We start from the raw sequence: 22,081 nt of genomic DNA on the forward strand, positions 1-22,081 counted from the left end.
TGGGCGCGAGAGCACCAATGGCCACGCACAGCCTTCGGCTCGGCCTCACGGGGGGCATAGGCAGCGGCAAGAGCACCGCCGCGCAGATGCTCGCCAGCCAGGGCGCGGCACTCATCGACGCCGATGCCTTGTCGCGTGCCGCCACGGCCCCCGGAGGGGCGGCCATCGAGGCGATCCGCACGGCCTTCGGCACCGAATTCATCGATGCGGCTGGCGCGCTTGACCGCGGCCGCATGCGCGCCCTCGCCTTCACCGACGCGTCGGCCCGCTCGCGCCTCGAAGCCATCGTGCACCCTATCGTCGGCCGCTCCATCGCGGCCGCGGCCGCTCATGCGCGCGACAGCGGCCACGGACTGATCGTGTACGACATTCCCCTGCTGACCGAATCCGCCCGCTGGGCGCCCACGCTCGACGCCGTGCTGGTGATCGACTGCCTCGAAGCCACGCAGGTGCTGCGGGTGCGGCAGCGCAGCGGCCTCACCGCCGAGGCCATACGGGCCATCATGGCCAGCCAGAGCAGCCGCGCGCGCAGGTGTGCCGCGGCCGATGCCGTGCTGTACAACGACGGCATCACTCTGGCACAACTCGACGCACAGGTACGGCAGATCGGCACATGGTTCGGGCTATGATGCGCTGCGCCTTTTTGGGAAGCCCGCAGCGTGATCCTGTACGAATACCCTTTCAACGAACGCATCCGAACCTATCTGCGGCTTGAGCAATTGCTGAGGCGCCTTGGCGAGCTGATGCCGCGCAGCCATCCGCTGGACCACCACTACGCGCTGATGACCATTTTCGAGGTCATGGACGTGGCCGCGCGGGCCGATCTGAAGTCCGACCTGCTCAAGGACCTGGACAAGCAGAAATCGGTGTATGAAGGCTACCGCGGCATCCCGTCGATTTCAGAAGAAGCGCTGGACGCCGTCATCGGCCAGCTTCAGCGCTGCTTTGCCGCGCTCAACAGCCAAAGCGGCAAGGCCGGCCAGGCGCTGCTCGAACATGAATGGCTGATGAGCGTACGCAGCCGCGGCGCGATTCCGGGTGGCACCTGCAGCTTCGACCTGCCGGCCTACCACGCCTGGCAGCACCAGTCCGCGGAAATGCGCCAGCAGGACCTGCAGCTCTGGGCCGCAACGCTGGCGCCGCTGGCAGACGCGGTCTATGTGCTGCTGCACCTGCTGCGCGATGCCGGCACGCCGCAGAAGGTGGCTGCCGAACGCGGCCAGTTCCAGCAAAACCTGCCGGCCGGGCGCACTTTTCAGCTGCTGCGCCTGCGCATCGATCCCTCGCTGCACCTCATACCGGAAATCAGCGGCAACCGCCTGCTGGTGTCCGTCCGGTTGATGCAGTCGGGCGACGATGGCAAACTGGCGGTGGCGGCGCAAGACGCCACGTTCGAACTCACGCTGTGCGCCTGATGTCGGCAATCCCGATCGCAGCCGCACGGCATTTTCAAGGAATCCTTCATGCCCGGCGCCTGCCTCATCGGCCGCATCACCGTCAAGAATGCAGAAAAATGGGCGGAATACCGCAGCAAGGTGCCGGCCACCCTCGCGCCCTGGGGCGCTGAGCTGCTGTTTCGCGGCACCCACAGCGCCAGCTATGCCGGTGACGATCCCCACCGGGATGTCGTCGTCATCCGCTTTCCCGACCAGGCCAGCATCGACGGCTGGCATGGCTCCGCCGCCTACCAGGCTCTGCTGCCCGTCCGCGCGCAGGCGGCCGACGTGGTGCTGATCGCCTATGATGATTGACGCCAGATTTCACCCCCAAACCCAACCAGGAGACAAACGTGAGTGATTCCAGCTACCAGGGGCACTGCTTTTGCGGCGCCGTCGAGTTCACCGTTACCGGCAGCCCCGCGCTGATGGGCTACTGCCACTGCGAGTCCTGCCGCACCTGGTCGGCCGGCCCCGTCAATGCCTTCACACTCTGGCAGCCCGATGCGGTCAAGGTCACCAAGGGCGCGGACAACATCGCCAGCTTCCACAAGACGGAGAACAGCTACCGCCGCTGGTGCAAGAGCTGCGGCGGCCATGTCTTCACCGAGCACCCGGGCATGGGCCTGACCGATGTGTTTGCCGCGGTCATTCCGCAGTTTCCGTTCCAGCCCATGCTGCACGTGCACTACCAGGAAACGCGGCTGCCGATCAAGGACGGCCTGCCCAAGATGCGCGACCTGCCCAAGGAGGCAGGCGGCTCGGGCGAAGTCATGCCCGAGTAAGCCAGGCGCGCGGGCACGCCCGCTCCCCGCCTTCCCACTTTTTCAGCCGCCATGGCCTCGCAGGAGGCCATGGCGGCTTTTGCATGCGCACCACCTCCCGAGGGCAGCAGCGCACTGGCGGCAACTGCCTGCCCACGGTTGGCGCAAGCCAGCCGCATCTGGCGCCGGGCCATGGCATTTCGTCGCAAAGCGCTCGCGCGCAGCACCCGCGCGGCGCACCATCACGCCCATCGCCGTCCCTTCCCGCGTTTTACTGAGGCTCAACCATGCTGCTCACCCAACTGCTTGCCCGCCACCCCGAAGCCATCATCGACATCGTGCACGGCACGCCTGCCTGGGTCGGCGGCCTGCTTGCCGCTCTGCTGGCGCTCGGTTTCTCGGCCACCCGCGACCGCGACATGCCCTTGGGCCGTCTCGTCCTCCTGCCCGTCGCCATGGCGGGACTGGCGCTGTGGGGCGTGCAGTCGGCCTTCGGCGGCACCGGGCACCTGGCCGCGCTGCTGGCGCTCTGGGCCATCTGCGCCGCCACGGTGCTGACCATGGGCGGCCGTCTGGCAGCGCCCCGTGGCACCCGCTGGAATGCCGCCACGCGCCAGGTGCATCTGCCGGGCGGCTGGGCAGCGATGGGGCTGATCCTGGCGGTGTTCCTGATGAAATACGGCATCGGCGTGCAGCTGGCGATGGAGCCGCCGCTGGCGCATGACGCAGGCTTCGCCGCTGCCGTGACCGCGCTGTATGGCCTGCTGTCGGGATTCTTCGCGGCCCGCACGCTCAGCGTGCTGCGGCTGGTGCGCGGCGCCTCCTCGGCCCTGCATGTGCAACAAGCCTGAAAAGGAGTCTTTCCATGGCGCCATCCAACTTCTCCGAAGACGATCGCATCGAACGCCTGGCGCGCAAGCGCGCCGGCGCCAAGCTGGGCTGGTATATGCATGCGCTGGTCTACCTCTGCGTCAACGCGGGCCTCGCACTGATCTCCTGGCAAAGCGGGCGCCCGTGGTTCCTCTTTCCGCTGGCCGGCTGGGGCCTGGGGCTGGCGATCCACGGGCTGGCCGTGTGGCTCGCCACCGGGGGCGGCGGCCTGCACGAGCGCCTGCTGCAGGCCGAGCGCGATAAGCTCCGCGACCGGCAACAAGGCTGAGGCACCATGATCACCGTCCACCACCTGAACCAATCGCGCTCGCAGCGCATCCTGTGGCTGCTCGAAGAACTCGGCCAGCCCTACGAAATCGTGCGCTACCTGCGCGATCCCAAGACCCTGCTGGCGCCGCCCGAGCTCAAACGCATCCATCCGCTGGGCAAGTCGCCGGTGGTGGTGGTCGATGGCGAGGTGCTCGCGGAATCGGGCGCCATCATCGAGACGCTGGCCGAACGCTTCGGCGCCAGGCGCCTCTCGCCGCCACCCGGCACGGCGGATTTCGCACGCTACCGCTACTGGCTGCACTACGCCGAGGGCTCGGCCATGCCGCCGCTGCTGCTCAAGCTGGTGTTCGACCGGGTCGCCAGCGCGCCCATGCCGTTCTTCGCCAAGCCCGTCGCCCGGGCCATCGCCGCCAAGGCGATGTCCAGCTTCGTCGGTCCGCAGATCACACTGCACCTGGCCTACATGGAAAGCGCGTTGGCACGGTGCGACTGGTTCGCCGGCGATGCCTTCAGCGCCGCCGACGTGCAGCTCAGCTATCCGCTGGAGGCGGCGCAGGCGCGTGCCGGTCTGAATGGCAGCGACCACCCGCACCTCGTCGCCTGGCTGACGCGCATCCGCGCACGGCCGGCCTACCAGCGCGCGCTGGCCCGCGAAGCGGCGTGATGCGGCTGGGCATGTTCCAATGATCAAATTCAGCTCTGGCGCTTGATGGTAAAGCGCTGCAAGCTATCTTTCAAGTAGCCCATTGCGATGCGGATCATCTGGCTCGACGCGCTGCGCCACGGCCTGCAGGTGCTCGCCTTCTGCTGCGTGGTCGCGGTCTTCACCACCCTGGTCTGGCCCAGCGGCGGCTACCCGCGCCAGCTGGTCTATTCGGTGTGCATCGGCGGCCTGACCTGGCTGGTGATCGAATTCGGCCGCCTGCTGGTGCCGCGCGAGCATTGCCATCGCAACCCGGAGCGCCAAGGCCACGGCTGGCCCCGGGGCTGGCGCGGGCTGCTGCTGACGGCCATCGGCATCACCGTGGGCTTTTTTGCCGGCACGCGGCTGGCGGCCTGGCTGCTGGGCGACACCGCCCACATGCCGCAGCGCGATCTGCGCATGGCGCTGGTGGTGACGATTGCCGCTGGCGTGGTCGCCAGCTTCTACTTCCACACGCGGGGCCGCCAGGCGGCGCTGCAGGCGCACATTGCCAGCGCCGAGCGCGATGCCGCCCTGGCGCGCCTGATGCTGCTGCAAAGCCAGCTCGAACCGCACATGCTGTTCAACACCCTGGCCAATCTGCGCGTGCTGATCGGCCTGGACCCCGCCGCCGCGCAGCAGATGCTGGACCGCCTGGGCGACTACCTGCGCGCCACGCTGGGCGGTTCGCGCGCGGCCCTGCATCCGCTGGCTGACGAGTTCGAGCGCCTGCGCGACTATCTGGAACTGATCGCGGTGCGCATGGGGCCGCGCCTGGCCTGGCGGCTCGATCTGCCCGACGCGCTGCGCAGCGCGAAGCTGCCGCCGCTGCTGCTGCAGCCGCTGGTGGAAAACGCCATCCGCCACGGGCTGGAGCCCGAGGTGGCGGGTGGCAGCGTGCAGGTGAGCGCGCGCACCACGGCAGACGGTAGCCGGTTGGCGCTGCAGGTGCGCAATAGCGGCACGCCGCTGACCACGCCCCTGCCGCAGACGGATGCCCGGCTGGGCCGCTCCTTTGGCCTGGCGCAGGTACGCGAGCGCCTGCAGACACTCTACGGCGACCAGGCCACCTTTGAATTGATAGCTGACAGCGCAGGCCAGACTTGCGCCAACATCGTTATTCCCCTGCAATGACCGCACCGCGCGCCCTGATTGCCGAAGACGAACCGCTGCTGGCCCAGGCGCTGCGGCAGGCACTGGCCGAGGCCTGGCCCGAGCTGGTGATCGTCGCCACCGTGGGCGACGGCTTCTCGGCCGCGCGCGAAGCGCTGGCGCTGCGGCCCGAGGTGCTGTTCTTCGACATCCGCATGCCCGGCCAGAGCGGGCTCGATGCCGCAGCCGAGCTGTTCGATGCCTGGCCGCGGGAATCGCCGCTGCCGCTGCTGGTCTTCACCACCGCCTACGACCAGTACGCGGTGCAGGCCTTCGAGGCGCAGGCGGTGGATTACCTGCTCAAGCCGATCCAGCACGCCAGACTGGAAAAATCCATACAAAAACTACGTCAAACGCTTGCTGCAAAAGCGCCGGCAGCTATTGATGATGAAGCAACCCTGCAGCGCTTGCGCCAACTGCTGGCGGTGCCCGGGCTTGCCGCTGGCGCAGGCGGTACGCCGCCGCGCCTGGCGGTGCTGCAGGCGAGCAGCGGTTCGACCATCCGCATGGTGCCGGTGGCCGAGGTGCTGTACTTCGAGGCCGCGGACAAATACGTGCGCGTGCTCACCGCCACGCACGAATACCTGATCCGCACGCCGCTCAAGGAACTGGCGGCGCAGCTCGATCCGCAGGAATTCTGGCAGGTACACCGCGGCACGCTGGTGCGCATCGGCGGTGTCGAAGCCGCCCACCGTGACGAAGCCGGCCGGCTGTTCCTGCAGCTGCGCGAGCGCCCCGAGCGCCTGGCCGTCAGCCGTCTGTACGCGCCGCTGTTCAAGGCCATGTAAACGGGTAGCGCGCGCGACAGGCGGCGCGCGGCAAAACGCGCTAGTCTCGCCACCCATGCCTTCCACGCCAAGTGCCACCAGCGCCAGCCCCGCCCCCTCTCTCGCCCCCCGGGCTGCGCTGTGGATGCTGCTGGCGCTGATCGCCGCGTTCAACATGAGCCAGGCCTTTCGCACCCTGGGGGCGATCATGGCGCCACCGCTGCAGGCCGCCTTCGGCCTCACGCCCAGGCAGCTCGGCCTGTTCTCCGGCGCCTACCACTTTGCCTTCGGCGCGATGCAGCTCTTCATGGGCATCTCCATAGACCTGTATGGCATACGCCGCACGGTGCTGGCGACGTTTCCCCTGGCACTGGTGGGCGCGGTGCTCTCGGCGATGGCGCCCGGCGCCACGCCGCTGGTGCTGGCGCAGGTGCTGATAGGGCTGGGCTGCGCGCCCACTTTCCTGGTCTGCACCGTGTTCATCGCGCGGCACTTCGCGCCGCAGCGCTTCGCCGCCATTTCGGGCATGACGATCGCGCTCGGCTCCACGGGCATGCTGCTCACCGGCACGCCGCTGGCGTGGGTCATCGAGCACGGCTCCTGGCGCAACGGCTTCTGGGTGCTGGCCGTGCTGGGGCTGCTGGCCTGGCTGTGGATCTGGCGCGCGCTGCACGAACCCGCGCGGCGCCCCGCGGCGCACGGCGGCGAGCGCGAATCCGCCGCGCAGGCGATGCGCCGCTTTGCCGCGCTGTTCGCCCTGCCGCACACCTGGGGCATCGTGGTGCTGGGCAGCACCACCTATGCCGCGGTCATCACGCTGCGCGGTCTGTGGATGGGGCCGATGCTGACCGAGCGCCACGGCTATTCGCTGGTGCAAAGCGGCAACGCGGCGCTGGCGCTGTCACTCATCCTGCTGGTCGGCCCGGTGCTGTTCGGCCGCCTGGACCCGGGACCCGCCACGCGCCGGCGCTGGCTGACAGGCTGGACGCTAGTGCTGGCGGCCCTGTTCAGCCTGCTGGCCTTTGCGCGCTGGGCCTGGCTGGACGTGGCCTGCATGATGACCATCGGCCTCGCATCAGGCTACATCGTGCTGCAGTACGCGGATGTCCGCAATGCCTACCCGGCAGCCATCACCGGGCGCGCGATGGCGGCATTCACGATGGCGATGTTCATGGGCGTGGCGGTGATGCAATGGGCCACCGGGCTGATCGCCAGCGCCGCCAGCCAGGCCGGGCTGGAGCCCTACGCGGTGGTGATGGCCAGCATCGCCGGCTGGCTGGCGCTGTCGGCGATCGCTTTCGCGCTGCTGCCCCAGCCACCGGGCGTACAGCAGCAGTAGCGCCGGCCGGCTGTGCCGCGGCAGCGGCGGCAAGCGATGCCAAAGGCGACGCCGCATGCGCGCCCCGGTCCGTTCACCGCGTTCGCTTGCGCCCCTCGTGCGCCGCCTTGCGCCGGGCGGCACGCTCCGCATCCTTGGCCTGGCCCGCGGCCAGCCACAGCGCATATTCCCCGGGCGTTTCCAGCGTGGTGCGTCCCATGCTGCCGCCGCGAAAATCGGTCAGCACGATCTCTGCCGCCTTCTGCCAGTCCAGCCGCCCGCCCGCCATCAGCGCACCGCGCCTGCGCGCGATCAGCTCCAGCAGCGCGTCGTCGTGGGTTTCTCTCAATTCGATAGCTGTCAGCGCAATGTCGTAGCGCGCTGCAAGCTCTTTTGAATAATGAATTTTGAGGTAAGCCAGTAGATCGAGCACCACCTCCTGCTCGTCGTAGGCATTGCGGCCCACGGCGCCGCTGGCGGCCAGGCGCACGCCGCTTTCGGGCACGATGATGCGCGGCCAGAGCATGCCGGGCGTGTCCCAGAGGTAAAAATCATCGTCGAGCACGATGCGCTGCTCCTGCCGGGTCACGCCTGCCTCATCCCCGGTCTTGGCCTGGCTCTTGCGGCTGAGCGTATTGATGAGCGTGGACTTGCCGACGTTGGGCACGCCGACGATCAGCACGCGCATGGGGCGCGAGAGCCCCCGGCGCAGCGGCGCCAGTTCACGGCAGGCATCGACCAGGCGGCGCGCCGGAGCGCGCTCGGAGGCATCGAGCGCTATGGAGCGCGTATCGGCCTGCGCGCCATACCAGGCCAGCCAGGCATCGGTGCGCACCGGGTCGGCCAGATCCTGCTTGTTGAGCACCTTGAGCGTGGGCCGGTGGCCCGCCAGCTCGGCCAGCAGCGGGTTGCTGCTGGAGCCGGGCAGGCGCGCGTCCAGCAGTTCGATCACCACGTCTATGCTTTTCACGCGCTCGGCGATCGCCTGGCGCGTCAGGTGCATGTGGCCGGGAAACCATTGAATGGCCATGGGGCGAATCTCTCTCGGGTGCAGGGCGGAAAACGCCCAAGGATAATGGCTGCGTCCCACCGCACAGACAGGAGCGCCGCGATGCCTGCACCCCAAACCCTTCCCGCACGCACCGGCGCGCAGCTGCTGGTCGATCAGCTGGCACTGCAGGGCGTGCAGCAGCTTTTCTGCGTGCCCGGCGAGAGCTATCTGGCGGTGCTCGATGCCCTGCACGACGCGCGCATCGCCGTCACCGTCTGCCGCCAGGAAGGCGGCGCGGCGATGATGGCCGAGGCCCAGGGCAAGCTCACCGGCCACCCCGGCATCTGCTTCGTCACGCGCGGCCCCGGCATCGCCAACGCGATGGCCGGCATCCACATCGCGCAGCAGGATTCCACCCCGCTCATCGTCTTCGTCGGCCAGGTGGCGCGGGGCGTGCTGCACCGCGAGGCCTTCCAGGAAGTGGACTACGGCGCGGTGTTCGGCAGCATCGCCAAATGGGTGGTACAGATCGACGACGCGCGCCGCATCCCCGAGCTGGTGGCGCGCGCCTTTCACATGGCGGTGAACGGGCGGCCCGGCCCGGTGGTCGTGGCGCTGCCCGAGGATATGTTGACCGACACGGCATCCGCCCCCGATGCGCGGCCCGCCACCGTCGTGGAGACGGCACCGGGTGCATCGGCAATCCAGGCACTGGCAGACCTTCTGGCGGCTGCGCAGCGCCCCATGGTAATTGCGGGCGGTAGCCGCTGGTCAGAACAGGCGGTGGCCGATCTGGGCGCGTTTGCGCAGCGCTGGCAACTGCCCATCGTCACCGCCTTCCGCCGCCAGACCCTGTGCCCGGCCGACCACCCCTGCGCCGCAGGCGACCTGGGCCTGGGCGCCAACCCCGCGCTGCTTGCGCGCCTGCGCGGCGCCGATCTGGTGCTGGCGCTGGGCACGCGCCTGGGCGACGTGCCCTCGCAGGGCTACACGCTCTGGCAGATTCCGACGCCCGCGCAGACCCTGATCCACGTCCACGCCGACGCCGAAGAACTCGGGCAGGTGTACCAGCCGCGCCTTGCCATCCATGCCACGCCCCGGCCCCTAGCCGCCGCGCTGGCCGCCCTGCCCGCCCCCAGTGCCACGCCCTGGGCCGAATACACCCGCGCGGCGCACGCAGACTTCCTTGCCTGGACCGACCCCGCGCCCAACCGCATCCCGGGCGCTCTGCAGATGGGCGCGGTGATGCAGCACCTGCGCGCCGCACTGCCCGCGGACACCATCGTCTGCAGCGGCGCGGGCAATTTCACGATCTGGGTACACCGCTTCTGGCCTTTCAGCGCCTGGGCCAGCCAGCTCGCGCCGGTCAGCGGCTCGATGGGCTACGGCCTGCCGGCCGCCGTCGGCGCCAAGCGCCTGTGGCCAGACCGCGAGGTGATCGCCTTCGCGGGCGACGGCGACTTTCTGATGCACGGCCAGGAATTCGCCACCGCCGTGCAGTACGGCCTGCCCATCGTCGTCATCCTGCTGGACAACGGCATGTACGGCACCATCCGCATGCACCAGGAGCGCCACTACCCCGGCCGCGTCAGCGCCACCGATCTGAAAAATCCGGATTTTTGCGCCTACGCCTTCGCCTTTGGCGGGCATGGGGAACGGGTGGAACGCACCGAGGAATTCGCCCCCGCCCTGGCGCGCGCCCGGGCCAGCGGCAAACCCGCGCTGCTCCACTGCCTGATCGACCCGCAGGCGATCACGCCGACGGCGACGATGGATGGATTGCGCCAAAAGGCTCAGCAGGCCGGCACTTCCCTGGAATAAGCGCTCAGCGGCACCGCCACCGCGCTGCCCTCCACTTCCTGGCGGTAGACGCCGGGGCCGTACTGCTCGATCAGATCGCCCTTGAAGGTCTGGAAGAAGCGTTCGAAGAACTTGCGCCCCACCGTGCCGGTGGCCGTCAGGTGGTCGGTGGCCGGATCCCAGGCCAGGCGTACCGGCATCAGCGGGTTCTGCGTCGGCCCCGTCACGCGCGCGCCACCCTGGGCAGGGTCGTACACGCTGCCATGGGCGCAGCAGACGATGCGGCCCGGGCCGCCGCCCAGTTCGCTGCCCGCGGCGGCGTAGCGCAGATAGCTGGCCGCCGGGGTCGGATAGCTGAGCTGGTGGGTACAGATCGCGACAAAAGCCACGAAGTTGCCCTTCGGCCCCACCCCTTCCGGGTTGGTGTAGTCACCATCATCGGGCGACTGCAGGCTTTGCGTGCTGGCCTTGCGCTCACCCAGGTTGATCAGATAGCAGGGAATGCCCTTGAGCGGGTAGGCAAACACCAGGGCTTCCTGCGTGCCCACTTCCGAGGCCTTGAGCGGCGCGCCATCGGGATGGACCAGCTTGATGTGCGCGTAGTCTTGCACCGGGCCGGCCCAGACGGACAGGCCCTGCGCCAGCAAGGCGCCGGTGCATGCCTGGGTAAAGCAGCGACGATCCATAAGAATTTCCTTATATTAAAAGCCGGAAAAAGCCACCGCAAGGGTGGCTTGGACAAGCGCTCCGCGTCAGGCGTTGAACATGTCGCGGTACAGCCCCTTGGCCCATTCCAGCGTGGCCTTGCCCTTGGCGGCGTCGCGGTTGTTGAACACCTGCGTGTCGGGCGAGAAGCCGGTGATCGCGTCCTTGCCCGCGTCGTACACGTAGTGCGCCTTGACCGAGATCGCCTCCATCGGGAAGGCATTGACCACCGAGTAGCAGATGGTCTCGGGCGTGGTCCAGCTGATCTCCTTGCCCTGCGCGCGCGCGGCCAGCACCCTGGCGACGTAGTGCGCCTCGGTGTTGGAGGTGTTGGCACTCTTGGAGTACGGGTGCGGGCGGGAATCGCCCGTCACGTACACCGAGGTGTCGCCGACGATGTTGTAGAAGCGCGTGTCGATGTTGGCCTCGAACTGGTTGGACTTGGTGGCCGGTGCCAGCAGGCCCAGCTGCTCGATCAGCGTCGAGCCGCGCACGTTGGGATAGATCGCGGCGTCGGCGAACTGCACGCTGTCGAAATCCGTCTCTATCGTGCGCTTGGCCGGATCGACGCCCTTCACGGCTGCATTGGGGTGGTATTCGAGGATGCCTTTGTAGAGCTGGTCGAACGCGGCGTGAAAACCCTCGGCCTTGATCGTCACCTCGGGGTTGGCGTCCAGGATCACCACCTTGCCCTTGATTTTGTTGTGCTTGATGAGCGAGGCGATCAGGCAGGCGCGCTCATACGGCGCGGGCAGGCAGCGGTAGTTGCCGCTGGGCACGGTCTGCACGAACACGCCGCCCTCGAACTCGCGGATCTTGCGGTGCAGCGTGACATGCTCGGTCGTCGAGACAAAGCCGCCGGGGTACACCTGGCGCAGCGTCGTCTGGGTATCGATGTCGTTCACGCCGATCTTGCCGTAGTCGTAGGAAATGCCGGGGGCAATGACGAGGTAGTCGTACTTGATGTCGCCTTCACTCGTCACCAGGGTCTTGCCCGCGCGGTCCAGCCCCGTCACCGTGGCGTTGAAGTACACATACTTGTTGTTGACCGCGGCGTCCAGAAAGCTGTGGTTGGCCAGGTTTTCCAGCGTGACCAGCCCGGCGTACCAGAGGTTGCTGGTGAAGCACGAGGAGTACATGTCGCGCTTTTCGACCAGCACCACATCGAACTGCGGAAATTCCTTCTTGGCGTACTTGGCGATCGTCAGGCCCGACGTGCCGCCGCCCACCACCACCAGGCGTGGGCCCCTGGCCTTGGGCAGCGCGGCCATGCGGCCGGTAGCCACCGCCGGCCCGGCGGCGGTCGCGCAGCCGCTGCCCCCCAGCATCACGCCGGCGGCACCTGCCGCGGCGGCAAGTCCGCTGTTCCTCAAAAACCCTCTGCGATCCGACATGGAAGTCTCCTTTGCGTTGCGGTGAAACAAGGTTCACGCTGCAAACGCAAGTCGCCGGACAGAGGCTACGGACACAAGAACGGGACATCAGGCACAAGCCCCCTGGAACATCCTCTGTTCCAGAACGCCAGGTCCGGTGAGACGCACACCGCAAAACACTGGAGCCGGGACTGGCGAGATTGCGCCCGTGTCCCTCTGCGCCGCATTCTAAGCAGGTGTATCAATCACTGCAAATATATGCAAATATCCAAAATGCATAGCGCACGGCACTGATGGGGCATGCGCAACAGGCCTATCGGCCTACAAACGCTCTCGCGGAAGCTTTTCTGCCAGAGCCTGAGCCACCGCCTCGCGCACCAGCGGCTGCATCCCGTCCAGCACCTGGTGCACGGCCTGATCCAGGCGTGCCTGCAACAGTGCCTGCACCCGCTGCGCCACGGCGCTTTCCACGTCGGTCGGACCCACCGATGGCGACTGCACCACGGCTTCGGACAACGCGGCATCAGGCGCTGCCGGCGCTGGCTGCGCCACCACCGGCGGCGGCATCTGCACCACGTCGGTCAGCGTCGGAATGAAGCGCGGCAGCGGCCTGGGCTCAGGCATGGCTACTTTCCGCGCCCCGCGCCGCGCCGGGCGGAGGCTGCGGCCAGAAGGTATTGCACCAGCAGGCCCACCGGCCGCCCCGTGGCGCCCTTGGCGACGCCGCTCTTCCATGCCGTGCCGGCGATATCCAGGTGCGCCCAGGGGTAGCCGCCGACAAAGCGCTGCAGAAACTTGGCCGCGGTCACCGCGCCTGCATCGCGTCCTGCCACGTTGGCCACGTCGGCGAAGTGGCTCTTGAGGCCCTCGGCGTAGTCATCGTCCAGCGGCATGCGCCAGCACGGGTCCAGCGCCTGCTCGCCCGCTGCCTGCAGTTGCGCCGCCAGCGCCTCGTCGTTGGCGAACAGGCCGCTGCGCACGCCGCCCAGCGCCACCACGCAGGCGCCGGTGAGCGTGGCCATGTCCACCACGGCGGCAGGCTTGAAGCGCGCCGCATAGGCCAGCGCGTCGCAGAGCGCGAGGCGCCCTTCGGCATCGGTGTTGAGGATTTCTATGGTCTGGCCGCTCATGCTGGTGACGACATCGCCGGGCTTCACCGCCTTGCCGTCGGGCAGGTTTTCGCAGGCGGGGATCAGGCCGACGACATTGATCCTGGGCTTGAGCTGCGCCAGCGCGCGGAAGGTGCCGAGCACGCTCGCGGCGCCGCCCATGTCGAACTTCATCTCGTCCATGCCGGCTGCCGGCTTGATCGAGATGCCGCCCGAATCGAAGGTGATGCCCTTGCCCACCAGCACCACCGGCGCCTGCCCCTTGGCGGCGCCCTGGTAGTGCAGCTCGATGAAGCGCAGGGGTTCGCTGGAGCCCTGCGCCACGGCCATGAAGGCGCCCATGCCCAGTTTGGCCACCTGCGCCGGGCCGTGCAGCTTGCACTGGATGGGCTTGTGCTTGGCCAGCGACTGCGCGGCTTCGCCCAGCAACGTGGGCGTGGCGTGGTTGGCCGGGCGGTTGGCCCATTCGCGCGCAAATTCCACACCGGCGACCACCGCCACCGCGGTATCAAACGCGCCGCGCACCGGCGCCGGCGCGGGTACGCCGATCACCGCCCGCGCCAGGGTGCGCGCCTCGGGCTTGCTCTTGGTGCTGGTGTAGACATAGCTTGCCTCGGCCAGCGAGCGCACGGCGGCGCCCACCGCTTCGGGCTGCGGCGCCTGGGCGAACAGCGTCACCACCTGCTTGATGCCGCGCACCTTGAGCACGGGCGCCAGCGCCAGCACCGCCTTGCGCACCGCCGCCGCGCCGCCATCGCCCGCGCCCAGCAGCGCCACCCTGCGCGCGGCCACGCCCGGCGGCGCGTAGCACTGCAGCAGGCTGCCGGCGCGGGTCTGCAAATCGCCCTGCTTGAGTGCCAGTGCCGCCAGCGACGAAAGCGCATCGGGCCCCGGCGCAAAGCCTTCGGCCACGAGCAGCACCAGCAAATCGCAGCGCTGCGAGGAGGCGGCGGCAAGCGCCAGCGTTTTCAGTTCAAAATCCATGGTTCTTCGTTCCCTTTGATTCAATGTTATTCGATTCATCCCTGCGCAAGGAACTCTCGCGCAGCTTCGGCGCCACCCTGGTCGTGATCGTCACCATCGTGATGACCATCATGCTGGTGCGCACGCTGGGGCAGGCCTCGCGCGGCAGCGTCGATCCCGGCGATGTGCTGCTGGTGATGGGCTTCACCGTGCTGGGGCAGCTGCCGACCATCCTCAGCCTGAGCCTGTTCGTGGCCATCGTCAACACGCTCTCGCGCATGTACCGCGACAGCGAGATGGTGATCTGGTTCGGCGCCGGGCGCGGGCTGCTCGGCATGCTGGCTCCGCTGCTGCGTTTTGCCTGGCCGATCGTGCTGGCCGTCGGCGCGCTGTCCCTCATCATCTGGCCCTGGGCCAACCAGCAGATCGACGAACTCAAGACCCGCTACGAGCAGCGCAGCGACGTGGACCGCATCGCGCCCGGCGAATTCCAGGAAACGGCCGACGGCTCGCGCGTGTTCTTCATCGACAAGGACACGCCCAGCGCCAATACCGCCACCAAGATCTTCGTCGCCACCACCGCGCCGGACCGCGAAACCGTCACCTCCGCCAAGAGCGCCCGATTGAAGATCGAAGACGGCCAGCGCACGGCGCTGCTGTCCAATGGCGAGCGGCTGGAAATCCTGCTGGCCAGGCCGGGGCTGCGCATCAGCGAATTTGCCGAATACGGCACGCGCATCGGCCAGGCGCAGGCGGCAGACCAGGGCGCCGGCTCCACCAAGACGGCCACCACGCTGGCGCTCGTCGAGAGCAGCTCCCCGGTGCTGCGCGCCGAGCTCGGCTGGCGCCTGGGGCTGGTCCTTGCCGTGTTCAACCTCGTGGTGCTGGGGCTGGCGGTGGCGGTGGTGCAGCCGCGGGCCGGACGCAGCGCCGGGGTGATGTTCGCGCTGTTCGCCTTCATGGCGTACTACAACCTGATGAATGTCGGGCAGAGCTGGGTCGGCGCGCAGCGCCTGAGCCTGCCCGCGCTGGTGCTGGGCCTGCACGGCGGCATGCTGGCCATCGGCCTCCTGATCCTTGCGGCGCGCCACAACCACTGGAGCTGGCGCGCCTTGCTCCCGCGCCGGCACGCCGCATGAAAACCCTGCGCCGCTATATCTACCGCGAGGTGGCTCTGAGCGTCGGCTTTGCCACGCTGGCCTTCGTCGCCCTGTTCTTCTTCTTCGACATGGTCGACGAGCTGCGCGACGTGGGCGTGGCGGGCAGCGCCTATCCGCTGTCCACCGCCCTGCTCTATGTGCTGCTGCGCCAGCCGCAGCACATCTATGAGCTGCTGCCCATCACCGTGCTGATCGGCACGATTTTCGTGATGGCGCGCCTGGCGCAGAACTCCGAATTCACCATCATGCGCACCAGCGGCATGGGGCCCTGGAAAGCGCTGGGGGCCGTGCTGATTCTGGGATTGCTGTTCGCCGCGGGCACCTTCGCCATCGGCGACTACATCGCCCCCGCCAGCGAGCGCGCGGCGCAGATCGTGCAGGCGCGGCAATTCGGGCCGCTCAGCGCCGGCGCCACCGGCGCCTGGCTCAAGGAGCAGCAGGGCAGCGATGCCTATGCCGTCAACGTGCGCGCGCTGGAGGCGGACGGCCTGATGCGCGGCGTGCGCATCTTCGGTTTCGACGCCGACGGCCATGTGCTGATGACGGTGCACGCCGCCCAAGGCCGGTTCAACGCTGATGGCTGGGATCTCTCCGAGGTGCAGCGCAACGTCTTTGCCCACCCGGCCAGCGACCAGGCCCAGGTGCAGCGCCTTGCCGAGGACACCTGGCACTGGCCGACGCAGATCACGCCGACCATGGTGGCGGCCTCGCTGCTGAACCCGCAGAAGATGGGCACGCTGGACCTGTTCAACTACGTGCGCCACCTGCAGGCGAACGGGCAATCGGCGCAGCGCTACGAAATCGAGCTCTGGCACAAGGTGTTCTACCCGCTCTCCTGCCTGGTGATGGTGGTGCTCTCGCTGCCCTTCGGCTACTTGCACTTTCGCTCGGGCAGCATCGCCGGCTACGTGTTTGGCGGCGTGATGGCGGGCATCAGCTTCTTCCTGCTGAACAACGTGTTCGGCTTCGCCGGCAATCTGCAGAATTGGTCGCCCTGGCTCAGTGCCGCGGCGCCGGGGCTGATTTACTCCGTGCTCTCGCTGGCCGCTTTTGGCTGGCTGGTGTTGCGGCGCTGAAGGGCAATCCCCAACGCAAAAAGGCATAATGATCGCTGTATTCAATAGCGTTTGGTTATGAACCTGCACCAATTTCGCTTCGTCCAGGAGGCCGCGCGGCGCCAGCTCAACCTGACCGAAGCCGCCAAGGCGCTGCACACCTCGCAGCCCGGCGTCTCCAAGGCCATCCTGGAGCTGGAGGACGAGCTGGGCGTGGACATCTTCGCGCGCCACGGCAAGCGCCTCAAGCGCATCACCGAGCCGGGCCAGCATGTGCTCAAGAGCATCGAGGTCATCATGCGCGAGGTGGGCAACTTGAAGCGCATCGGCGAGCAGTTCAGCGCCGAGGACAGCGGCACGCTCTCCATCGCCACCACCCACACCCAGGCGCGCTACGTGCTGCCGACGGCCGTGGCCAGGCTGCGCGAGCAATACCCCAAGGTCACCATCAGCCTGCACCAGGCCAAGCCCGACGAGGTCGCGCGCATGGTGCTGGACGAGGCGGCGGAGATCGGCATGGCCACGGAGTCGCTCTCCGATTACCCCGAACTCGTCACCCTGCCCTGCTACGAGTGGCAGCATGTGCTGGTGCTGCCCGCCACGCACCCGCTGGCCAGCCGCGAGCGCATCGACATCGAAGACCTCGCGCACGAGCCGCTGATCACCTACCACCCGTCCTTCACCGGCCGCAGCCGCATCGACCAGGCCTTCGCCGCGCGCCGGCTGCAGCCGCGCATCGTGCTCGAAGCCATGGATTCGGACATCATCAAGACCTATGTGCGCCTGGGCATGGGCATAGGCCTGGTGGCCGAGATGGCAACGCGCGAAGGCCTGCCGCCGGAGCTCGTCGCCCGCCCCTGCGGCCACCTGTTCGGCCGCAGCGTGACGCGCATCGCGCTCAAGCGCGGCGCCTGGCTGCGCCATTTCGTCTACCGCCTGGCCGAGCTGGTCAGCGACCGGCTCAGCCGCGAGCTGATCGAGCGCGCGATGTCCGGCCAGGCCGAGGACTACGGCCTGTAGGGCAGGTGGGGCGTTCAGCGTTGGGCGTTCAGCGTTCACCCCCTTCTTCCCGCTCAACGCTCAACCCCCAACGCTCAACGTCCAACCTCCATGTCCATCCCTTCCTTCCCAAGCCGCCTGCCCCAGGTCGGCACCACCATCTTCACCACCATGTCGGCGCTGGCCGTGGAGCATGGCGCGGTCAACCTCGGCCAGGGATTTCCGGATTTCGGCTGCGACCCGGCGCTGGTGGACGCGGTGACGCACGCCATGCAGGCGGGCCACAACCAATACCCGCCGATGGCCGGGGTGCGCGCGCTGCGCGAGGTGGTGAGCGGCAAGACCCAAGCCCTGTACGGCCACCACTACGACGTGGATGCCGAGGTGACCATCACCGCCGGCGCCACGCAGGCCATCCTCACCGCCATCCTGGCCTGCGTGCACCCGGGCGACGAAGTTATCGTGCTCGACCCGTGCTACGACAGCTACCTGCCCAACATCGCGCTGGCGGGCGGCGTGGCGGTGCATGTGCCGCTCACGCCACACAGCTTCCGGCCGGACATCGCAAGGATTGCCGCCGCCATCACGCCGCGCACGCGCCTTCTCATCATCAACTCGCCGCACAACCCCAGCGCCAGCGTCTGGAGCGGGGAAGACATGCGCGCGCTGGAAGCCGTGCTGGCGCCCACCAACGTGCTGCTGCTCTCCGACGAAGTCTACGAGCACATGGTCTACGACGGGGCGCCGCACCAGAGCGCCGCGCGCTTTGCCGGCCTGGCCGAGCGCGCCTTCGTGGTGTCGAGCTTCGGCAAGACTCTGCATGTCACGGGCTGGAAAATCGCCTCGGTCTGCGCCCCGGCGCCGCTCACGGCGGAATTCCGCAAGGTGCACCAGTTCAACGTCTTCAGCGTGAACACGCCGATGCAGCACGGCATCGCCCAGTACATGATGAGTCCCGCCAGCTATGAAGGCCTGGCCGGCTTCTACCAGGCCAAGCGCGATCTGTTTCGCGCCGGGCTGGCGGATTCACGCCTCAAGCTGCTGCCCTCCTCGGGCAGCTTCTTTCAGTGCGTGGACATTTCGCAGGTCAGCGATCTGCCCGATACCGAGTTCTGCCAGTGGCTCACGCGCGAGATCAAGGTGGCGGCGATTCCGCTGTCGGCGTTTTACGCCGATGGATTCGACCAGCGCGTGGTGCGCTTCTGCTACGCCAAGCAGGACGACACGCTGCGCGAGGCGCTTCAGCGGCTGCGCGGGTTGTGAGGGCTGGCGGGCGGCTCCATCGCCTTCCCATGATTTGAGCCAAATCAGGCTTCAGCGCTTATCCCGCAAGCGCGAGCAGCTCTCTTTTCAGGAATACCGCTGGGCTGCCCACCGCCGTGCGAACCTGCGACCGAAAGGAGTTTCACCATGGACCACGCATTCAAACCCTATCCCTTCACCGCGCGCAGGTACGAGGCAGCGCTGCCCACGCTGCGCGACGGCGCGGACAGCAAGCGCCACGCGGTTGCGATCGTCGGCGGCGGCCCCGTGGGGCTGGCCGTGGCATTGGGGCTGGCCAACCACGGCATTGCCTCGGTGGTGATTGAAGCGGACGACTCCGTCTGCTTCGGCAGCCGCGCCATCTGCATTTCGCGCCGCAGCCTGGAGATCATGGAGCGGCTCGGCGCACTGCGGGCTTTTCTGGACAAGGGGCTGCCATGGACGGGTGGGCGCAGCTTCTACCGCGATGCGCAAGTGCTGCACTTTTCCATGCCCAACGACGAAAACCAGAAACTGCCGCCGATGGTGAATCTGGCGCAATACCACATCGAGCAGTTTTTGCTCGATGCCGCCGAGCGGCGCTCCGACCTCATAGACATCCGCTGGCAGACCCGGATGACCGCGCTCGATGCGCGCGATGACGGCGTGACGCTTGGCCTCTCCACGCCCAAGGGCGATTACACCCTGGGCGCGGACTGGCTGGTCGCCGCCGACGGCGGGCGCAGCGCGGCGCGCGAGGCGCTCGGCCTGCAGCTCCAGGGCACGAGCTACGAAGGCCGCTACGTGATCGTCGACATCGCGATGGACAGCGCCCGGCCGACCGAGCGCCTGGCCTACTTCGATCCGCCGTCCAACCCGGGCTCCACCGTGCTGGTGCACAAGCAGCCCGACGGCGTCTGGCGCATCGACTACCAGCTGCGCGACGGCGAAGACCCCGACGAGGCCGTCAAACCGGAGAACGTCATTCCGCGGGTGCGCAATCTCCTGGAGAACATGGGCGAATCGCCCGACTGGTCACCGATCTGGATCACGGTCTACAAGGCCAACGCCCTCACGCTGCAAAAGTACCGCCACGGCCGCGTGCTGTTCGCCGGCGACGCGGCGCACCTGGTGCCGATCTTCGGCGTGCGCGGCGCGAATTCCGGAATCGACGATGCCGACAACCTGGCGTGGAAGCTCGCCTTCGTCGTGCGAGGACTCGCGTCCGAGCGCCTGCTCGACAGTTATTCCGACGAACGCGTCGCCGCCGCGCACGAAAACCTGAGCCATGGCACCAAGAGCACCGAATTCATGTCGCCGCCTTCGTTCGCCTTCGAACTCATGCGCCATGCGGCGCTGGGCCTGGCCGTCCAGCATCCCGCCGTGCGCTCGCTGATCAATCCCAGGCAGACGTCGGCCATCGCGTACACCGCATCCCCGCTCAACTGGGCGCCCGAGCGCTCTGCGGAATTCGACGCCGGTCCCCAGCCGGGGACGGTGCTGCCCGAGTGCCCGGTCCGAATCCTGCAAAGCGGTCAAGCGCGCAACGGGCATGTGACCGATCTGCTCGGCCTCTGGTTCACGCTGCTGCACTTCACCGATGAGGGAGTGTTGCCCGAAGACCTGGTGGCGCTGGAGCGGGAAATGACCAAGGATGGCGTGCCGTTCAAGGTCGCCGTGCTCAGCCGGCGCGAGGGATCTCCGACGACCGACCCGAGTGGCTGGGATCACACCGGCCGGCTCTTCCCCCTGTACGGCGCCGCACCGGGCAGCACCTACCTGGTGCGTCCCGATGGACACGTGATGGCGCGCTGGCGAACCGCCGCACGCGCGGAGATCGCGGCCGCCGTCCGGCACGCGCTGCATGCCTGACCAACCAGCGCTCCGGCGCAAAGGAAAACCATGACGGACAGCGATCTGGATGCGGTTTACACGCAGTTGTGCAAAACCATGACCGATATCGGTGAAGCGGATGCCTCTTTGTTCCTCGCGCGCTTCGCGCTGCTGGCGGTCACCGAGCTCGGCGACCCCACGCTTGCACGCAGGCTGATCGGGGAAGCGGCCGCCTTCAAGCCGGCTTCAAGCCCGCCCATCACCAGCGGCGTGCCATCCTAAAGACATCCCTCCAGCGTCAGGCGGCGGCACGGGTTTTGTCACCCGCCGTGCCCAGCCCGACCAGCACCAGCCCGCAGGCCGCCAGCGCCGCGCCCACCAGCGGCACGGCGGCGTAGCCCAGCCCCGCGCTGATCGCGGCGCCGCCCAGCGCCGCACCGATGGCGTTGCCCAGGTTGAAGGCGCCGATGTTGACCGACGAGGCCAGGCCCGGCGCCTGCGACGCCGCCTGCATGACGCGCATCTGCACCGCTGGCACGATGCCGAAGGCCGCCGCGCCCCAGACCACCAGGGCTATGGCCGCGCCCACCTGGCTGCGCAGCACCCAGGGCAGCAGCAGCATGACCAGCACCAGCGCGGCGAAGACGATACGGGTGGCGCCGCTCAGCGACCAATCGGCCAGGCGCCCGCCGATCTTGTTGCCCAGCGTGAAGCCGACGCCGATCAGCACCAGCGCAAACGCCACGAAACCCGGGCTGGCGTGGGTGATGTCGGCCAGCACCGGCGCCACGTAGGTGTAGAGCGCGAACATCGCGCTCGCGCCCAGCACCGTGGTGCCCAGCGCCTGCAGCACCGCCGGGCGGGTCAGCACCGCCAGCTCGCGGCGCACGTCGGGGCGCGCGCCGGGTTCGCCCTCGGGCAGCGCCAGCCACAGCGCGGCGATGGTGAGCAGGCCGAGGGCGGCGGTGCCGCCGAAGGCGACGCGCCAGCCCACCTGCTGGCCGATCCAGGTGGCCGCCGGCACGCCGCCGATGTTGGCCACCGTCAGGCCCATGAACATCGCCGCGATCGCGCTGGCCTGCCGGTCTTTTGGAACGATGCCAGCCGCCACCACCGCGCCGATGCCGAAGAAGGCGCCGTGGTTCAGGCTGGTGACCAGGCGCGAGAGCAGCAGCGTGGTGAAATCCGGCGCCAGCGCCGACAGCAGATTGCCCACGGTGAAGATCAGCATCAGCGCCATCAGCGCCGCGCGCTTGCGCAGGCGCGCCAGCAGCAGCGTCATCACCGGCGCGCCCACCATGACGCCCACGGCATAGGCCGAAACCAGCATGCCGGCCGTGGGAATGCCCACCTGCACGCCGTCGGCGATCACGGGCAGCAGGCCCATGGGGGTGAATTCGGTGGTGCCGATGGCGAACGCGCCCATGGCCAGGGCCAACAGGGCGGCAGAGGGTTTCATGGTCACGACGTGCTTTCTTGCCGGATGCGCCGCAGCGCGATGATTTGCTTCTTTATCAATAGCTGTCAGCGCTTTACAGGCAACGCTTCAAGACCAGAATTATCCATGTTTT

General features: G+C 68.1%; 23 protein-coding genes. 17 read left to right on the forward strand and 6 right to left on the reverse strand.

What is annotated here, in order from left to right; genetic code table 11:
- Positions 1-17: 17 nt before the first annotated feature.
- The 10 genes from coaE to K320_RS0100715 all read left to right on the forward strand — a co-directional run bounded on the left by coaE (position 18) and on the right by K320_RS0100715 (position 7,301).
- Positions 18-629, forward strand: coding sequence for a dephospho-CoA kinase (gene coaE / locus K320_RS0100670; protein ID WP_156913769.1), 612 nt, complete (start codon positions 18-20; stop codon positions 627-629).
- 30 nt (positions 630-659) lie between these two features.
- Positions 660-1,415 (forward strand): cell division protein ZapD, encoded by a 756-nt coding sequence (zapD, locus tag K320_RS0100675; RefSeq protein WP_024536984.1) that lies wholly within the window; start codon positions 660-662, stop codon positions 1,413-1,415.
- Positions 1,416-1,463: 48 nt separating this feature from the next.
- Positions 1,464-1,751 carry a DUF1330 domain-containing protein gene (locus tag K320_RS0100680; protein WP_024536985.1) on the forward strand — a complete coding sequence of 96 codons (288 nt, stop codon included), beginning with the start codon at positions 1,464-1,466 and terminating at the stop codon, positions 1,749-1,751.
- A gap of 38 nt (positions 1,752-1,789) precedes the next feature.
- A complete protein-coding gene (locus K320_RS0100685) occupies positions 1,790-2,221 on the forward strand; it encodes a GFA family protein (protein ID WP_029695666.1) in 432 nt (143 codons plus the stop codon).
- A 266-nt stretch (positions 2,222-2,487) separates the two neighbouring features.
- Complete coding sequence (locus K320_RS0100690; RefSeq protein ID WP_084301128.1) at positions 2,488-3,051, forward strand: DUF6622 family protein; 564 nt, start codon at positions 2,488-2,490, stop codon at positions 3,049-3,051.
- Positions 3,052-3,065: 14 nt separating this feature from the next.
- Positions 3,066-3,359 carry a 2TM domain-containing protein gene (locus tag K320_RS0100695; RefSeq protein ID WP_024536988.1) on the forward strand — a complete coding sequence of 98 codons (294 nt, stop codon included), beginning with the start codon at positions 3,066-3,068 and terminating at the stop codon, positions 3,357-3,359.
- Between the two features lie 6 nt (positions 3,360-3,365).
- Positions 3,366-4,025, forward strand: coding sequence for a glutathione S-transferase family protein (locus tag K320_RS0100700; RefSeq protein WP_024536989.1), 660 nt, complete (start codon positions 3,366-3,368; stop codon positions 4,023-4,025).
- Positions 4,026-4,112: 87 nt separating this feature from the next.
- A complete protein-coding gene (locus tag K320_RS0100705; RefSeq protein ID WP_024536990.1) occupies positions 4,113-5,177 on the forward strand; it encodes a sensor histidine kinase in 1,065 nt (354 codons plus the stop codon).
- Positions 5,174-5,983: a LytR/AlgR family response regulator transcription factor gene (locus K320_RS0100710; RefSeq protein ID WP_024536991.1), complete on the forward strand. Its 810-nt coding sequence runs from the start codon at positions 5,174-5,176 to the stop codon at positions 5,981-5,983. Before K320_RS0100705 ends, K320_RS0100710 begins: the two co-directional genes overlap by 4 nt.
- Before the next feature lie 55 nt (positions 5,984-6,038).
- A complete protein-coding gene (locus K320_RS0100715) occupies positions 6,039-7,301 on the forward strand; it encodes an MFS transporter (protein WP_024536992.1) in 1,263 nt (420 codons plus the stop codon).
- A gap of 73 nt (positions 7,302-7,374) precedes the next feature.
- Here the strand turns inward: K320_RS0100715 and ylqF are convergent, their stop codons facing one another.
- The gene (gene ylqF / locus K320_RS0100720) at positions 7,375-8,310 is read right to left on the reverse strand and encodes a ribosome biogenesis GTPase YlqF (RefSeq protein WP_024536993.1); all 936 of its coding nucleotides are present in this window, start codon (positions 8,308-8,310) and stop codon (positions 7,375-7,377) included.
- 81 nt (positions 8,311-8,391) lie between these two features.
- On the opposite strand from ylqF, the gene K320_RS0100725 reads away from it, so the two are divergent.
- Positions 8,392-10,092 carry a thiamine pyrophosphate-binding protein gene (locus K320_RS0100725; RefSeq protein ID WP_024536994.1) on the forward strand — a complete coding sequence of 567 codons (1,701 nt, stop codon included), beginning with the start codon at positions 8,392-8,394 and terminating at the stop codon, positions 10,090-10,092.
- Here the strand turns inward: K320_RS0100725 and K320_RS0100730 are convergent.
- The 4 genes from K320_RS0100730 to K320_RS0100745 form a co-directional block, all read right to left on the reverse strand.
- Complete coding sequence (locus tag K320_RS0100730) at positions 10,065-10,757, reverse strand: Rieske (2Fe-2S) protein (protein ID WP_024536995.1); 693 nt, start codon at positions 10,755-10,757, stop codon at positions 10,065-10,067. The genes K320_RS0100725 and K320_RS0100730 overlap by 28 nt on opposite strands.
- Positions 10,758-10,823: 66 nt before the next feature.
- A complete protein-coding gene (locus tag K320_RS0100735; RefSeq protein ID WP_034342215.1) occupies positions 10,824-12,170 on the reverse strand; it encodes an FAD-dependent oxidoreductase in 1,347 nt (448 codons plus the stop codon).
- 300 nt (positions 12,171-12,470) lie between these two features.
- Positions 12,471-12,773, reverse strand: a complete 303-nt coding sequence (locus K320_RS0100740) for a hypothetical protein (protein WP_024536997.1) — start codon at positions 12,771-12,773, stop codon at positions 12,471-12,473.
- Between the two features lie 2 nt (positions 12,774-12,775).
- Entirely contained in the window at positions 12,776-14,242 is a 1,467-nt protein-coding gene (locus K320_RS0100745; protein ID WP_029695670.1) for a leucyl aminopeptidase, read from the reverse strand.
- Between the two features lie 23 nt (positions 14,243-14,265).
- Between K320_RS0100745 and lptF the strand changes: the two genes are divergently transcribed.
- From lptF to K320_RS17880, 6 genes are all read left to right on the forward strand, one after another.
- Entirely contained in the window at positions 14,266-15,360 is a 1,095-nt protein-coding gene (gene lptF / locus K320_RS0100750; protein ID WP_024536998.1) for an LPS export ABC transporter permease LptF, read from the forward strand.
- Positions 15,357-16,457, forward strand: coding sequence for an LPS export ABC transporter permease LptG (lptG, locus tag K320_RS0100755; RefSeq protein WP_024536999.1), 1,101 nt, complete (start codon positions 15,357-15,359; stop codon positions 16,455-16,457). Before lptF ends, lptG begins: the two co-directional genes overlap by 4 nt.
- 57 nt (positions 16,458-16,514) lie before the next feature.
- On the forward strand, positions 16,515-17,456 hold the full coding sequence (locus K320_RS0100760) for a CysB family HTH-type transcriptional regulator (protein WP_024537000.1): 942 nt from the start codon (positions 16,515-16,517) through the stop codon (positions 17,454-17,456).
- Positions 17,457-17,546: 90 nt separating this feature from the next.
- Positions 17,547-18,698, forward strand: a complete 1,152-nt coding sequence (locus tag K320_RS0100765) for a pyridoxal phosphate-dependent aminotransferase (protein ID WP_029695671.1) — start codon at positions 17,547-17,549, stop codon at positions 18,696-18,698.
- Positions 18,699-18,845: 147 nt separating this feature from the next.
- Positions 18,846-20,549 carry an FAD-dependent oxidoreductase gene (locus K320_RS0100770; protein ID WP_024537001.1) on the forward strand — a complete coding sequence of 568 codons (1,704 nt, stop codon included), beginning with the start codon at positions 18,846-18,848 and terminating at the stop codon, positions 20,547-20,549.
- A gap of 30 nt (positions 20,550-20,579) precedes the next feature.
- Entirely contained in the window at positions 20,580-20,792 is a 213-nt protein-coding gene (locus K320_RS17880; protein WP_024537002.1) for a hypothetical protein, read from the forward strand.
- 16 nt (positions 20,793-20,808) lie between these two features.
- Here K320_RS17880 and K320_RS0100780 read toward each other — a convergent pair whose 3' ends face one another.
- A complete protein-coding gene (locus K320_RS0100780; RefSeq protein ID WP_024537003.1) occupies positions 20,809-21,969 on the reverse strand; it encodes an MFS transporter in 1,161 nt (386 codons plus the stop codon).
- Positions 21,970-22,081 lie beyond the last annotated feature (112 nt).

The organism is Comamonas badia DSM 17552 (genome assembly GCF_000484635.1).
Classification (GTDB): domain Bacteria; phylum Pseudomonadota; class Gammaproteobacteria; order Burkholderiales; family Burkholderiaceae_C; genus Comamonas_C; species Comamonas_C badia.